Source organism: Pseudomonas sp. DVZ6 (assembly GCF_024259445.1).
Taxonomy (GTDB): Bacteria; Pseudomonadota; Gammaproteobacteria; order Pseudomonadales; family Pseudomonadaceae; genus Aquipseudomonas; species Aquipseudomonas peradeniyensis.
Window position 1 is genome coordinate 66,387 of record NZ_JANCLM010000025.1, and the last position, 15,019, is coordinate 81,405.

Annotated in this window: 9 protein-coding genes; 8 read left to right on the forward strand and 1 reads right to left on the reverse strand. The window is 67.3% G+C overall.

The window, feature by feature from the left end; translation table 11 throughout:
• Window positions 1–83: 83 nt before the first annotated feature.
• The 7 genes from NMG10_RS15875 (at window position 84) to NMG10_RS15905 (ending at window position 12,614) form a co-directional block, all read left to right on the forward strand.
• Complete coding sequence (locus NMG10_RS15875; RefSeq protein ID WP_254464676.1) at window positions 84–1,154, forward strand: C45 family peptidase; 1,071 nt, start codon at window positions 84–86, stop codon at window positions 1,152–1,154.
• Between the two features lie 28 nt (window positions 1,155–1,182).
• Complete coding sequence (locus NMG10_RS15880) at window positions 1,183–2,508, forward strand: MFS transporter (protein WP_254464677.1); 1,326 nt, start codon at window positions 1,183–1,185, stop codon at window positions 2,506–2,508.
• Window positions 2,509–3,271: 763 nt separating this feature from the next.
• Window positions 3,272–4,981, forward strand: a complete 1,710-nt coding sequence (locus tag NMG10_RS15885; protein WP_254464678.1) for a ShlB/FhaC/HecB family hemolysin secretion/activation protein — start codon at window positions 3,272–3,274, stop codon at window positions 4,979–4,981.
• A gap of 38 nt (window positions 4,982–5,019) precedes the next feature.
• Window positions 5,020–9,252 carry a hemagglutinin repeat-containing protein gene (locus NMG10_RS15890; RefSeq protein WP_254464679.1) on the forward strand — a complete coding sequence of 1,411 codons (4,233 nt, stop codon included), beginning with the start codon at window positions 5,020–5,022 and terminating at the stop codon, window positions 9,250–9,252.
• Window positions 9,253–9,554: 302 nt separating this feature from the next.
• Complete coding sequence (locus NMG10_RS15895) at window positions 9,555–9,911, forward strand: cytochrome c5 family protein (RefSeq protein WP_203647298.1); 357 nt, start codon at window positions 9,555–9,557, stop codon at window positions 9,909–9,911.
• Window positions 9,912–9,926: 15 nt separating this feature from the next.
• Window positions 9,927–11,321, forward strand: a complete 1,395-nt coding sequence (locus NMG10_RS15900) for a D-arabinono-1,4-lactone oxidase (RefSeq protein ID WP_254464680.1) — start codon at window positions 9,927–9,929, stop codon at window positions 11,319–11,321.
• Window positions 11,322–11,405: 84 nt separating this feature from the next.
• Window positions 11,406–12,614: a DSD1 family PLP-dependent enzyme gene (locus NMG10_RS15905; protein WP_254464688.1), complete on the forward strand. Its 1,209-nt coding sequence runs from the start codon at window positions 11,406–11,408 to the stop codon at window positions 12,612–12,614.
• Window positions 12,615–12,797: 183 nt separating this feature from the next.
• On the opposite strand, the gene NMG10_RS15910 is transcribed toward NMG10_RS15905, so the two are convergent.
• On the reverse strand, window positions 12,798–13,700 hold the full coding sequence (locus NMG10_RS15910) for a transporter (RefSeq protein WP_232856931.1): 903 nt from the start codon (window positions 13,698–13,700) through the stop codon (window positions 12,798–12,800).
• Between the two features lie 283 nt (window positions 13,701–13,983).
• Between NMG10_RS15910 and NMG10_RS15915 the strand changes: the two genes are divergently transcribed.
• Window positions 13,984–15,018, forward strand: a complete 1,035-nt coding sequence (locus tag NMG10_RS15915; RefSeq protein WP_203647295.1) for an AraC family transcriptional regulator — start codon at window positions 13,984–13,986, stop codon at window positions 15,016–15,018.
• Window position 15,019: the final 1 nt, after the last annotated feature.

The following is a 15,019-nucleotide window of genomic DNA, read 5'->3' on the forward strand; positions in this document are numbered from 1 at the left end:
CAAAAGTTGTGCGGGGCCTGGCGATGATCGGGGTGGGGCCTCGCCGCTAGGCTTGCCGCTCGCGTCCCATCAGGAAAGCCGCCGTGAAGATTCATACCTGCGTCACCGATACCCTCGATCCCCATGCCCGCGGCCGTCAGGTCGGCGAGCGCTTTGCCGGGCAGATCGGCGAGACCACCCAGCTGTACCTGGACTTCTTTCCCCGCGTCGGCGTGACGCTGGGCGAAGCGCAGCGCATCGGCGAGAACAGCCTGGCCGCCCTCGAGGCCTGGAGCCCGGACCTGGCGGCGGAAATCACCGGCCTGGCCAGTGGCAGCGGCCTGCCGTTGTGGCAGTTGGCGAGCCTCAACGCCCGCACCGAGGTGCTGGCGGCACGCACCCGCCACAGCGAATGCTCCACCACCGTGCACGCCCTCCGTGGCCCGCGTGCGCCGCAGACCCTGCAGACCTGGGACTGGCACGACAGCCTGTGCCCCCATGGCCTGATGCTGGCCCTGCGCAGCCGCCAGGGCCTGGCGGTCAAGCTGTTCTGCGAGTTCGGCATGCTGGCCAAGCTGGGGGTCAACAGCGCGGGCCTGGGCCTGCACTTCAACATCCTTCACCACCGCAGCGACAACACCGCCGGCGGCGTGCCGGTGCATGCCATCGCCCGACGGCTGCTGGAGGAGGCTCGCAGTGTCGACGAGGCCATCGAACTGGCCCGTTCGGCGCGGGTCAGCGCCTCCACCGTGCTCACTGTGTTCTCCCGCGAGGACCGCAGCCCACGTGCGGTGAGCATCGAGCTGAGTCCCGAGCGCACGGCGCTGGTGCTGCCCCGCGAGGATGGCTGGCTGTTGCACACCAACCATTTCCTCGACCCGCAGCTCAGTACCGGTGAGCAGGTCGCCGACCGGGCCGAGACCGAGGGCCGGCTGGCCCATCTGCAACAGGTGGTCGGCCAGATGACCAGCGCCGACCCGCGTGCCCGTGCCGAGGCCATGTGCGGCGCTGCGGGCGATGCCGCGCCGATCTGCTTCCATCCGGACCTGGCGCTGCCCGACACCGAGCGCTGGGAAACCCTGCTCAGCGTGGCCATCGACACCGAGCACGGCCATCTCGACTACGTCGCCGGCACCCCGCTGCAACTGGCCAAGGCCGGCTGCCAACGCTTCTGAGCCCATCCGCATCACGAGAACAACAACAATGCATGCACAACCTTCCCGCTCCGCCTTGCGTACCTTCTGCGTTTCCGGCCTGGGCACGGCCCTCGAATTCTATGATTTCATCATTTATGGCACCGCCGCCGCGCTGGTGTTTCCCCAGGTGTTCTTTCCCGGTCTGGACCACCTGACCGCCACCCTGGTGGCGTTCAGTGCCTTCGGCGCGGGGTTCCTCGCCCGGCCCCTGGGCGGCCTGGTGTTTGGCCATTTCGGCGACCGCGTCGGTCGGCAGAAGGTACTGGTCACCACCTTGCTGTTGATGGGGCTGAGCACCTTCCTCATCGGCTGCCTGCCGGGGCATGCCAGCCTTGGTGTGGTTGCGCCGATCCTGCTGGTGCTGTTGCGCCTGGTCCAGGGCTTTGCCGCCGGGGGCGAGTGGGGTGGCGCCGCGCTGTTTGGCATCGAGTCGGCGCCGCCTGGCCGGCGCGGCCTGTGGGGCAGTTTCACCAGCATGGGCATCGGCGTGGGCGGCATTCTCGGTGCGGCGGTATTCGCCCTGGTCAGCGCCGCGTTCGATGACAACCTGGTGGACTTCGCCTGGCGGATCCCGTTCTGGCTGGGAGGCACCCTGGTGCTGATCGGCTTGTATGCACGGCTGAAGACGCCGCTGACCGCATCCACCGTCAAACCCGTGCGGGCGCCCCTGGCGCAAGCCCTGCGGCAACGGCCACGGCAATTGCTGCTGTGCACCGGTATCGCCTTCGGTTACTGCACCATTGCCTACATCGGCAGCACGTTCTTCCTGACCTACGCCACCCAGGCGGGGTACGGCAGCACCCAGGCCCTGATGTTCGACCTGACCCTGTCGGTGGCCATCGTGCTGTCGGCGCCGCTGTTCGGGCACCTGTCGGACCGCCTGGGGCGGCGCGTGGTGATGGTGTTCGGGGCGCTGGTCATGGCGTTGGGGCTGTTCGTCTTTTTTGCCCTGGTGGACATGCGCCACTTCGGTATCGCCCTGGTCGCCTACAGCCTGGTCGGTGCGCTGATGGGCGCCACACAGGGGCCGATCCCGGCGTTCCTGGGCGAGCAGTTTCCCCGGGAAATGCGCTACTCGGGCATTTCCGCCAGCTACCAGGTCGGCGCGGCACTGGGGGGCGGGACGGCGTCGAGCATTGCCACGGCGATCCTGATTCTCAACGGGCATGACCCACTGGGCGTCGCGTTGTACGGGGCGGCGGCGCTGGCGCTGGTGGCGCTGTGTTCGTTGGGCTTGAAGGAGACGGCGCGGCTGAGCATGGCGCAGATCGATGGGCTGGGCGAGGGGAGTGAAGAGGGGGGATTGTTGCGCGGTTCGGCGTTGGAGCGGTGAGGGGGATTGTGTGAGAGCGGTGAGTGGCAGGCGATAGTCTTGCAGCGCCTATCAGATCGAGCGCCGCCCGCGTGGCGCATCGCGGATGAATCCGCTCCTACGTCTGTTGCAACGTACCGAACCTGTCAGGCCATGGTTGCCAGCCTTGGCGCCTGTCTTGAGACAGGTGGGGCGGCGGCAATGCCCACCGAAAAACCGCGTCGTGCAAACAAGGCAAACAACCATGGCCTATCAGGCATGGCCACGTTGCAACAAATGCAGGAGCGGATTCATCCGCGATGCGCCGCGCGGGCGGCGCTCGGTCTAATAGGCGCTGTAATACTCTCGTCGAACACCTCAATTCCAGAACAATTACTCCCCATTCCTCAGCGCAACTTTTGCGCAATTTTCAACCAACTTGTCTCTCGCCCAATCTGCCGAAAACCAGAAAGTTGATACACTATTTCCCCCTACGACTAAAGTCCGGTGTCTCCCGCTCGTGTCTACAAGTACCGTGGGGCCAGGCAGTCATCCAGTTCGATTGTTGGACAATTCGATCGCGTCAGCCCCTATACCCGCTTTACCAAGGGCTATCAAGTGACCATGCGGTCATGCCCGTAGCCATGTGGTAATTAGCAGTCGTTAACTTTTCCGCGAGCGTTTCAACAAACAACGCTCAACTTTCTAAAGTTATTGCGCGTGTGCCGATAACCCTCGGTGACCGTGCTGGGAAGTTCCAAGTACTGCGATTCTCGCTGTGCCTTTGCCTGCGAATGGGTGTTGTATGTCGTACCTGTCTGCTGTTGATCGTCGTCAATTAATGCTGTCTGTCGTACTGGCTTGCCTGTGCGCCGGCAACCTGCATGCCGAGACATTTACCCCCGGCCAGGAAGTGCTGCGCCAACAGCAACAGCAGCAACACGACCTGCAGCAACTGCAACTGGAACAACGCCGCCGGCAACTGCAACGCGGCGCGTTCACCGCGCCCGACACCACCCCACAGACACCCAAGGCCGCGGCCCCGGATGCGCGCTGCTGGCCGCTGGCCGGGGTGCGCATCGGCGGTGTCACGCTGATCGACCGCGCCACCCTCGATGCCCGCATCGACCCCCTGGTGGCCGCGTGCATGGGCGTGGGGCAGATCAACCAGCTGCTGTCGGGCATCACCGCGCTGTACCTGGAAAAGGGCTATATCGCCAGCCGCCCCTACCTGAGCAGCGCCCCGGCGGCCGGGCAGTCGCTGGACATCCTGGTGGACGAAGGCTACCTGGAGGCCATCGAGCTGGCCGACCAGCGCCTGCCGGTGTCCCTGGTCGGGGCCTTCCCCGGCATGCTTGGCGAGCCGCTGAACCTGCGCGACCTGGAGCAGGGCCTGGACCAGCTCAACCGCCTGCGCTCGGTCGACCTCACCGCCGACATCGCCCCCGGCAGCCAGCCGGGCGCCTCGCGGATCATCCTGCGCCCGCGCAGCGCCGGCCTGCCACGGGTTTCCGTGGGCCTGGGCCTGGACAATCTCGGCAGCGCCAGCACTGGCCGTGACCGCAGCGTGCTCAGCATGAGCCTGGACAACCCGCTGGCGCTCAATGACCTGCTCAGCCTGTCGGCCAGCGACACCCTCAACCAGGGCGACCGCTACAGCCGCAACGCCAGCCTGTACTACGCGATTCCCTATGGCTACTGGACCTTCAGCCTGTTCGCCAGCCATGCCGAGTACCGCTCGCCGATCAAGCTCAGCACCCTGACCCTGCACAGCACCGGCATCACCGACCAGCTCAGCCTGCGCGGCGAGCGCGTGCTGTGGCGCGACCAGCGCCATCAATTGAGCGCCAGCCTGCAACTGGCGCACAAGGACGTCGACAGCGAATTCGCCAAGGTCCGCCTGGACGTGCAGAGCCCGACGCTGACGGTGGCCGAGGCCGGGCTCAATCTGTTCTGGCTCGACAGCGCGGTGTGGAATCTGGACCTCAACTACGCCCAGGGACTGCACTGGTTTGGCGCCGACGACGATGCCGATCGGCCGGTGCCCGACCTGCCCATGGCGCAGTTTCGCAAGTACCGCGCCGGCCTCGGCCAGTGGCGCAATGGCCAGCTGCTGGGCCAACCCTGGCAGTGGCAGAGCCAGTTCAACCTGCAGTACAGCCCCGACCCGCTGCCAGCCATCGAGCAGTTGCTCGGCACCGACGATTCCGCCGTGCGCGGCTATCGCCTCAGCAGCCTGTCCGGGGCCAGCGGGGCGGTGTGGCGCAACACCCTGCGCCTGCCGCTGCAGCCCCAGGGGCCGCTGACCATCACCCCGCGGCTGGGGCTGGACCACGGCTGGATCAAGGCCGATCACGGCGCCGCCAGCCAGCGCCTGAGCGGCGCGAGCCTGGGCCTGAACCTGAGCTGGAAGGCGCTGCAGCTGGACGTTGACTACCAGCGCAGCCTGACCACCCCCAGCGGTTACCACCGCGAGCCTGAAGTCTGGCTGTTCAGGGCCGCCGTGCAGATTTGAGTCGCACCGAATTAGCAGTACCGACATGGAGAGTGACTATGCCCAAGACCCCCTTTACCTTCAACCTGTCCCCGCAAGGCAAGCTGCGCTGGGCGATAGCCAGCCTGTTCCTGGCCGCGAGCCTGCCCCAGGCGCTGGCCGGCGGCGTCGTGGTCGCCCCCGGCCCCGGGGGCACGGCACAGTTGCAGACCCAGGGCGGCGTGCCCATCGTCAATATCGTCGCGCCCAACGGCGCGGGCCTGTCGCACAATCAGTTCCTTGACTACAACGTCGACCGCCAGGGCCTGGTACTGAACAACGCCCTGCAGGCCGGCCACTCGCAGCTGGCCGGTGAGCTGGCGGCCAACCCGCAGTTCCAGGGCCAGGCGGCGAGCGTGATCCTCAACGAAGTGGTCAGCCGCAACGCCTCCGCCATCAATGGCGCCCAGGAAATCTTCGGCCGCGCCGCCGACTATGTGCTGGCCAACCCCAACGGCATCTCGGTCAACGGCGCCAGCTTCATCAACGCGCCCAATGCCAGCCTGGTGGTGGGCCGTCCTGAACTGGACGCGGGCCGGCTCAAGGCCCTGGGCACCCAGGACGCCAACGGCCAGTTGCAGGTGCAGGGCGCCGGCCTGCGCAACGACGGCGGCTCGGTCAACCTGATCGCCCCGCGCATCGACAGCCAGGGTCGTCTGGATGCCCGCGACCAACTCAACCTCACCGTGGGCCGCAATCAGGTGGACTACGTCAGCGGCCAGGCCAAGGTCGTCGACCGCGGCGCAGCCAGCGAGCAACGTATCGACGCCAGCCTGTTCGGCGCGATGCAGGCCGGGCGCATCAATATCGTCAGTACCGCGCAGGGTGCCGGTGTGCGGGTCGGGTCGGGGCAGATCGACGGCCGCGACGGCGTGCGTATCGACTCGGCGGGTGACCTGAATATCAGCGGCGCCGCCGTGGCCGACTCGCTGCAGGCGACCCGTGCCGGCGTGCGCAGCAGCCAGGGCGATGTCGAGCTGCATGGTGCCCAGGACCTGACCCTGGCCGCTGCCGACGTGGCCGGGCGCGACGTCAAGCTCGACGCCGGACGCAATCTCACCCTGAGCACCGTGCAAAGCCGCAAGCTCCAGGAAAAACGCGAAAACTGGCGCAGCGGCGCGTTGGGCATCGACTGGGAGACCTACCAGCGCACCCAGACCGACAGCGACACCCGCGAGCACGCCACCCGGGTCGTGGCCCAGCGTGATGCCGGGCTGCACGCCGGCCAGGACCTCACCCTCAGCGCCGCCAGCCTCGAGGCGCCCGGCAAACTGCGCCTGGACAGCGGTGCCGACCTGCGCCTGACCGCCGCCACCGAGCGCCAGGTGCAGACCGACCAGGGCAAGCACACCAAGGGCTTCTGGAAGGCCGACTGGGACAACCGCAATGAAACCCAGCGCAGCGTCACCAGCCAGCTCAAGGGTGGCGACATCGCACTGCACGCCAAGGCCTCGGTGCTGGCCGAAGGTGCCCAGCTGACCAGTGGCCAGGACATCCGCATCGCCGGCAAGCAGGTGCAGATCAGCAACGCCTCGCGCACCGACCAGCGTGACAGCCAGAACCAGCAGAGCAAGTTCTTCGGCGTCAGCCACAACGAAGCCAAGCAGAACAGCTGGGAAAGCACCGCGGTGCGCAGCGAGCTGGTGGCCGGTGGCAGCGTCGGCCTGAGCAGCGCCGAGGGCACCGACGTGGTCGGCTCGACGGTCAAGGCCACCGGTGCGCTGAACGCCGAGGCGGCGGGGGATCTGAAGGTCGCCTCGGCCCAGGACACCCGCGAACACAACAGCGCCAGCAGCAGCCGTGGCTTCGTTGCGTCGGCCAAGGAGAGCGCGCCGGGCTCCGGGCAGTATCGTGCTGGCGTCGGCTATGCGAGCGATCGTCAGAGCACCAGTGGCAGCCAGGTCAGCCAGCAGGGTTCCAGCCTCAGCGGCAGCGAAGTTCAGTTGACCGCCGGCGGTGACCTGAGCGTCAAGGGCGCCGCGGTGAAGTCCACCGCGGGCGATACCACCCTGGCCGGCAAGCAGGTGTCGCTGCTGGCCGAGCAGGACAGCCGCAGCGAGTCCCGCGACAGCAGCCACACCGGCGGTGGCGTCTACCTTACCGCCGGCCTGGACCGTGCCGGCGCCGGGGTCGACTTCGCCCATGGCACCCAGCAGGACACTTCCAGCAGCACCACGGCGAAGACCACCGGCCTCGACAGCGCCGGCAGCGTGAAAATCAAGGCCGACACACTGGCCAGCGAAGGCGCGCAGGTGAACAGCGCCGGCACCCTGAGCATCAGCGCAGGCCAGGTGGACAACCGTGCGGCCCGCGACACCACCAGCAGCAGCCACCAGCAGAGCAGCTGGACAGCGGATGTCGGTGTCAACGTCGAGTACAAGGACATCGCCCGGCCGATCGCCGGGGCGGTCATGGACGTGGTGGACGGCAAGGTGTCCGTCAAGGATGCGCTCGACGGCAAGCTGCCGCTCAACGACGTCAAGGACGTGCTGGACGGCAAGACTTCGCTGACCGCCGCCCTGGGCAAGCTCGGCACGCCGAACCTGGGCGTCGACCTGGCCGTGGGCCATGCCAGCCAGCAACAGGGCGAGCAGACCGGCACCGCGGTGGTCAGCCAGTTCAACGGCCAGGGCGTGCAGCTGGACGTGGCCGGCGCGCTGAAGGACCAGGGCACCCGCTACAACGCCAACGGCGGCGCGCTGGACATCAAGGCCGGTTCGTTGCAGGCCGACGCGGCCAGCAACACCCACAGCCGCAGCGAGCAGCAGGTGAACGCCGATGTGTCCGCCCGGATCTACACCAAGACCGGCGAGGACCTCAACGTGACCGCCAACGGTTCCGGTGGCAGCAAGCACCTGAGCGAAGATACATCCACTGCCGTGGTCGGTACATTCAGTGGCAACCAGGGCCTGAACCTCCAGGTCGGTGGCGATGCCCGCTTCGAAGGCAGCCGTCTCGACGGTGGCCAGGGCGCGGTGGCGGTCAACACCGGCGGCAAGCTGGCCCTGGACCAGGCCAGCAATCATGCGCGTCGCGACACCGGCAGCCTCGCTGGCAGCGGTTCGTTGACCGTGGGCACCTTGCCGGTGGGGGACAAGGTCGACCTGGGTGCTGGGTTCCAGCTCGACCATGCCGGCGAGCACAGTGTCGACAGCAAGGCCCAGGTGGCGAGCATCAGCGGCAACGGCCTGGTGCGCCTGGGCAGTGCTGGCGACCAGACCTTGCAGGGCACGCGCATCGACGCGAACGGCCCGGTCGAACTCAAGGCCGGTGGCGCCCTCGACCTGCAGGCCGCCAGCGACACCCGGACCGTCAGCGGCAGTCATCTGGGCGGTGGCCTCAACCTCGGCGGCAAGGCGGCTACCGGTGAGCAGGGCCGTGACCTGAGCGGCAAGCTGGGCGGCAACTTCAATGTGGGCCAGACCAACGAACGCTCGCAGACCCTGGCCGGCGGTCAGCTGAACAGCCGTGGCAACGTGGACCTGGCCGGCCAGTCGGTGCATCTGCAGGGCACCCAGGTCGGTGCCACGGCCGTCAACGTCGGCGCAGGCGAGGGTGGCCTGGCGCTGGAGTCGGCGCAGTCCACCCAGGGCCGTACCAACTGGGGCGTCGAGGTGAAGGCCGGGAGCAACCTGAGCCGAAATACACCGGCGGACGCCGGGCAACAGGTCAGCTCGTCCCATGACTTCGACCTGGGCGGCAAGGTGCAGGTGGACCATCTGCAGGCCACCACCCAGCAGAACAGCCATATCACCGCTGGCGATGTGACTCTGAACAGTGCCGGTGCGGCGCAACTCAGCGGCGCCCGGGTCGACGGCCAGCAGGTCGGCGGCAAGCTGGCGGGCGGGTTGACGGTCGCGGAACGCCAGGACACCACCACCTCGGTGCGGGTCGACCTGGGCGCGGGCCTGGCCGGCAAGCCGGGCGAGGCGAAGGAAGGCCAGGAGAAGCCAGGCTTCGACTACACGCCATCGTTCAATGCCCAGGGCGAGTTCGTGCGCAAGGCCGGGGTCACGCAGGCTTCGGGCATCGCGGCGCAGCGTGGGCTGGGGCTGCAGGTCAAGGGCGTGGAGCAGGGCGGTACCACGCTCGGGGCCGAGGTCAAGCCGCTCGGCTACCAGGTCAAGGCAACCCTCGACCTGCCCAAGCTGCCGGAGGCAGGCCTGCCCAGCGTGTCGCTGGAAGGCGGCAAGCTGAAGGTCGGGCCGGTGACGGTCGAAGGCCAGGTTGACGGCCTGACCAACAAGGGCTGACAGGGCCGCCTTGCGGCCCATCGCGGCACAAGGCCGCTCCTACAGGCGAACGCGTACCCCTGTAGGAGCGGCCTTGTGCCGCGATGGGCTGCAAAGCAGCCCCGGCAAGCCCAAGTCGGACGCCAATTTTCAACACCTTTAAAGGGCTGCCTGTTGCTGCTTGCCCTGCGCAGGATTGTCCGATCCCACCCCCCTCGCTGTCCGCCATTGCCCTGAACCCCCAGCCTGTCCCCGCCTTACTGTTGCTTCCTACCCACCACAAGAAAACGCCGTGCCCAAGCACGGTAGAAGAGGGGAGCACCATGGCGCTTTTCCCACCGCTGCTACCTGCAGCCGTCCTGACCACCCTGGCCCTGCTACTCGGCGGTTGCCGGGACGACAGCAAACCCGCCGTCACCCAGGCCCCCCCCGCGGACCCTGCGTTGGCCGCGCTGTACGCCAGCACCTGCCAGACCTGCCACGCCAACCCAGCGTCCGGCGCCCCCCTGGCAGGCGACGCGGCGGCCTGGGCCCCGCGCCTGGCCCAGGGCGTCGACCGCCTGCTGGAGCACAGCATCAACGGCTACCAGGGCATGCCGCCCATGGGCCTGTGCATGCAGTGCAGCGAGGCGCAGTTCCTTGCCCTGATCGGCTACATGTCCGGCCAGCCCCTCCACTGAGCGCAAGGTACTCCCATGACGATTCACCTTTCCCGTCGTCGCTGGCTGCAACACTCCGGCGCGGCCTGCGCGTTGCTCGCACTCTCCACTAATCCGGCACTGGCACAACTGCTGCGCGCGCCACGGCTGATCCCCTGGCGCAACTGGTCCGGCGCGCAAAGCTGCCTGCCCGAGGCGCGGCTGGCGCCGCAGAGCCTCGACGAACTGGCCCAGGTCATCCGCCAAGCCCCCGGCAGGGTGCGCCCGGTCGGTTCGGGGCATTCCTTCAGCGCCCTGGTGCCCACCGACGGCACCCTGCTGTCGCTGGGCTACTTCAATGGCCTGCTCGACCACGACCCCGCCACCTTGCAGGCCGAGTTCGCCGCCGGCACGCCGATGTCGGCGATGGGCGCGGCGCTCAAGGCGGTCGGCCAGGCGCTGCCGAACATGGCCGACATCGACTACCAGACCCTGGCCGGCGCGATCGCCACCTCGACCCATGGCACCGGCGTCGGCTTTGGCTCGTATTCCTCGAAGGTCACCGGCCTGCAACTGGTCACGGCCAGCGGCGAGGTCCTCGACTGCGACAGCCATCGCCACCCCGAGGTGTTCGCCGCGGCGCGGGTGTCCCTCGGCGCACTGGGCGTGGCCACCCGGATCCGCCTGCAGAACCGCGAGGCTTTCCGTCTGCGCGAGCGGCAATGGATCGCTCGCACCGACGAGTTGCTGGAGGACGTGGAGAAGAACACCCTGGAAAACCAGCATTGGGAAATGCTGGTAATCACCCATTCCGACTATGCGCTGTCCATCGCCCTCAATGAAACCAAGGATGCCGCCACCGCTGACCAGGATACGGCCGGCGGCAGTGGCAACGAATTCGTCAGCCTGATCGAGAAGCTCGACAAGTACGGCAGCGACTTTCCCGAAGCCCGGCGCGTACTGCTCAACAGCCTGCGGCATGTCGCCAGCTTCGACGAGCGGGTCGGTGACTCGTACGAGATCTTCGCCAATGTGCGCAACGTGCGCTTCAACGAGATGGAGTACTCGGTGCCCGCCGAGCACGGCCCGGCCTGCCTGCGCGAGATCCTCGCGCTGATCCGTGAGCGCGACCTGCAAACCTGGTTCCCCATCGAGTACCGCTACGTCAAGGCCGACGATATCCCGCTGAGCATGTTCGAAGGGCGCGACAGCTGCTCGATCTCGGTGCACCAGCACTACAGCATGGACCACCACAACTTCTTCGCCGCCATCGAGCCGATCTTCTGGAAATACGCCGGGCGCCCGCACTGGGGCAAGCTGCACACCCTCAATGCGCGCACCCTGCAGCCGCTGTATCCGCGCTGGAAGGCATTCACCGAGGTGCGTCAGGCGCTGGACCCGACAGGCAAGTTCCTCAATGGCCACCTGGCCTCGATCCTCGGCGTGGCCTGAGCACAAGGAGAGGTGATGAACAGACGCAAATTCCTGGTCGGCGCAGCGGGCGCCGGTGTGCTGCTGGCCGCTGCCGGCGCCTGGCTGCGCCCTGGCGCCCAAGGGGCGCCGCACGATGACTATTTCGCCAGGTTGCAGCGCGAGCTGCGCGAGCACGGGCCGATGCGCCCGGTGATGCTGATCGACCTCGACCGCCTGGACCACAACATCGATGTGGTGACCCAGTCGGTGCGCCGCGCCGGCAAGCAGCTGCGCCTGGTGGAGAAGTCGCTGCCCTCGCCGCAGTTGCTCGACTACATCGCCCGGCGCGCCGATACCCGCCGGCTGATGTCGTTCCACCAGCCGTTTCTCAACCACGATGCGCTGCGCTTCCCGGATGCCGACATCCTGCTGGGCAAGCCGCTGCCGGTGCGTTCGGCGCAGCTGTTCTACGAAGAGCACCGCGGCGCTTTCGACCCGGCCAGGCAACTGCAATGGTTGCTCGACACCCCCGAGCGCCTGCAACAGTACCTGGCGCTGGCCCAGGGACTGGGCACCCGGCTGCGGATCAACATCGAGCTGGATGTCGGCCTGCACCGGGGCGGGGTCAAGGACTCGGCGCAGCTGGAGCGGATGCTGGCGATCATCGCCGCCAATCCCCGGCACCTGGCCTTCGCCGGCTTCATGGGCTACGACCCCTTCGTCGGCATGGGCGTGCCGGGCATCCTCGGATCGCCACAGGCGCTGTTCGCCAAGGTCATGGGCTTGTACGACGGCTTTGTCGAGTACGCCCGCAGCCGTTACCCCGGGTTGTGGCGTACGGACCTGACCCTGAACACCGCCGGCAGCCCGAGCTACCGCATGCACGAGTACGAGCGCACCAGTAGCGAGGTATCGGTGGGTTCGGCGTTGCTCAAGCCCACCCACTATGACCTGCCGTCGCTGCAGGACCACCAGCCGGCGGCCTATATTGCCACGCCGGTGATCAAGCGCACGGGTGCGGTGCAGATTCCGGCGCTGGACGGCAAGTCGGCGTTGTTCGCCTGGTGGGACCCGAATCAGCGCGAGACCTTCTTCATTTATGGCGGCAACTGGCTGGCCGAGCCCGAGTCGCCCAGGGGACTGCGTTTCAACGGCCTTTATGGGCGCAGCTCCAACCAGGAAATGCTCAACGGCTCGGCGGCGGTGGGCCTGCAGGTCGACGACCAGGTGTTCCTGCGCCCGACCCAGTCCGAGGCCATCCTGCTGCAGTTCGGCGACCTGCTGGCGGTTCGCGATGGGCGGATTGTCGAGCGCTGGCCGGTGTATGCGTAGCGGGTTGCTGCGCAGTCCATAAATTCATGCATTTCCCTGAATGGGCGGCCATCCCTTTCGCGGCACAAGGCCGCTCCTACAGGCGACCGCACTCCCTGTAGGAGCGGCCTTGTGCCGCGAAAGGGCTGCAAAGCAGCCCCGGCGATCAAGACGTAAACGCTGAAATTAGCAACTGATCGGGCCTCACAAACTAAACGGCAAACTCAGCTTGACCCACAACATCTCCCCCTCCGGCCTGTTGCGCACCGCGAACTCCTTGGCCCAGCGCGCCTCGATGCTGGCGTACTCGAGGAAGGTGTAATGCAGCGCCGGGCCAATGGCGAACACCTGCCCGCGCACCCCATCATCGACATCCTCACCCATGAAGCTCACGGTCCGGCCGAACTGCTTGTCGTCGGTGGTCTGCTTCACGTAGTAGCCATTGACCCCCAGGCGCAGGTTGTCGGTCACCCGGTAGCTGGCCGAATAGTCGAAGTGGAACAGCTGCCCCGAGCGATAGTCGGTGTCGTGGTTCTCTTCGTTGAAGCTGTAGGTGGCCTTGACCGACAGCTCGCTGCGTTCGCTGGGCAGCCAGGTCGCCGACAGCAGCGGCTTGTAGGTGTAGAAGTTGTTGCTGGTGTTGGCCATGCGCGTGGCTTCGTAGTCGCCGGTGGGCAGGGTGATCTCCAGCGCCGCGCCCAGGGTGAGGTCCGCGCCCATGTCCCACAGGATGATCGGTGCGATGGTGACGTCGCCCTGGCTCTCGCGGCGGCTGCGCTGGCCGAACATCGCCACCTGCTGGCGCATGTAGGGCTGCGCCACGTAGCCGCCGACCCGCCCGCCGAACAGGCGCAGCGGGCTGAGGTAGTCCAGCCGCGGGATGATCGCATCGGAGGTGATCTTCACCTGCTCGACCTTGCCGCCGAGCGAGCTGATGTCCAGTTTTCGCGCCTGGTAGTGGTTGTAGTAGAGATTGAAGGCGAACATGTGCGCCGGCAGCTGGTCGACGTTCAGCGGCAGGACGAAGAAACCGTCGGTGCCGGGGCCGATGTTGTCCACGCCGTTTTCGGTGGCATGGGTCGGGAGGGCGAGGCTGGCGCTGAGCATGCAGGCGGCTGCCGGGGGCAGCCAGGCGAGGCGGGTCGGGTTCATGGTCGGGCTCGTTCTTATTGTTGTGGGCGAGCGGCGTTGTGCCGCCCTATACAAATAAGCGCTGGCCGCCTGGGGGCGCAGGGCCGTGCCGGACAGGCAGGGGGGCTTTGCCGGACACTCTGCAATATTTTGTTACTCTCGCCGTCGGGGCGCGTCCCTGCGCGATATCATGACGGCGCCGAGCGCAGTGCCCCCGACAACAAGAACCTCAGGCGCCTCGGCCCGGGAGCAGCCTTTCATGCCCAGTACCCCCCTCGACCCGCAACTCGACCTGGCGCTGGCCTCGCCGTTCATGTTGCAGACCTTGCTCCAGCTCGCCAGCGACCGTGGCCTGGACGGCGAGCGGCTGTGCCGAGGCCTGGGCTTCACCCCGGCCGAGCTGCAGGACCCGGCCCAGCGCATCGCCTGTCGCCAGGCCGTGGCACTGATCCAGCGCACCCTGCAGGCCTTGCCCGGGCAGGGCCTGGGGCTGTGGGTCGGGCATCGCAATGTACTGGGCACCCTGGGCCTGCTCGGCCACGTGCTGTCGTTGTGCAGGACCTTGCGCGATGCCTTCGAGGTAGGCGCGCGCTACCAGCACGCCAGCGGCGGCATCGCGGTCTACAGTCTTCACGAGGACGAGCGGGAGACCTTTATCGAGGTCGACTGCCGGCTGCCCTACGCCGAGATCCAGGTGTTCGCGGTGGAGGAGTTCTTCGCCAGCCTGATGGTCTACGGCCGGACGCTGATCGGTACCGAGTTCCAGCCGCTGCGTTTCGAGTTCACCCATCCCGCGCCGGCCTACCGGGACACTTACGTGCATCTGTTAGGGCCGGCAGTAGCGTTCGGCTGCCTGCACAACCGCATGGTGATCGCCAGCCGCTGGCTCGACCAGTCGTTGCCCGGGCATCAGCCGGTCGCCCTGCGCCAGGCGCTCAAACTGCTGGAGCTGGAGTGCGCGCCGCTGCAGCACAAGGCCAGCCTGCTGCAGAGCGTGGAGCGCGCCATCGCCCGCGACCTGCCCGGGGGCTGCCGGATCGACAGTGTCGCCGCCGACCTCAACATGAGCAGCCGTACCCTGCGCCGGCACCTGACCGAGCACGGCGTGACCTTCGAAGGCTTGCAGGAGCAGGTGCGCCAATCGCGGGCAACGAGCCTGCTGGGCAACCCGAACATGCCCATCGAACGCATTGCCGAGGCGCTCGGCTACAGCGATGTGCGCGGCTTTCGCCGGGCGTTCAAGCGCTGGACCGGACAGAGCCCCTCGGCCTGGCGCGACAGCCCGACCCTGTAGG

Excerpts from the sequence above, each read along its gene's own strand:
- NMG10_RS15880 (WP_254464677.1), top strand. The coding sequence starts at position 1,183 with ATGCATGCACAACCTTCCCGCTCCGCCTTGCGTACCTTCTGCGTTTCC.
- NMG10_RS15910 (WP_232856931.1), bottom strand. The coding sequence starts at position 13,700 with ATGCTCAGCGCCAGCCTCGCCCTCCCGACCCATGCCACCGAAAACGGC.
- NMG10_RS15890 (WP_254464679.1), top strand. The coding sequence starts at position 5,020 with ATGCCCAAGACCCCCTTTACCTTCAACCTGTCCCCGCAAGGCAAGCTG.
- NMG10_RS15900 (WP_254464680.1), top strand. The coding sequence starts at position 9,927 with ATGACGATTCACCTTTCCCGTCGTCGCTGGCTGCAACACTCCGGCGCG.
- NMG10_RS15915 (WP_203647295.1), top strand. The coding sequence starts at position 13,984 with ATGCCCAGTACCCCCCTCGACCCGCAACTCGACCTGGCGCTGGCCTCG.
- NMG10_RS15885 (WP_254464678.1), top strand. The coding sequence starts at position 3,272 with ATGTCGTACCTGTCTGCTGTTGATCGTCGTCAATTAATGCTGTCTGTC.
- NMG10_RS15895 (WP_203647298.1), top strand. The coding sequence starts at position 9,555 with ATGGCGCTTTTCCCACCGCTGCTACCTGCAGCCGTCCTGACCACCCTG.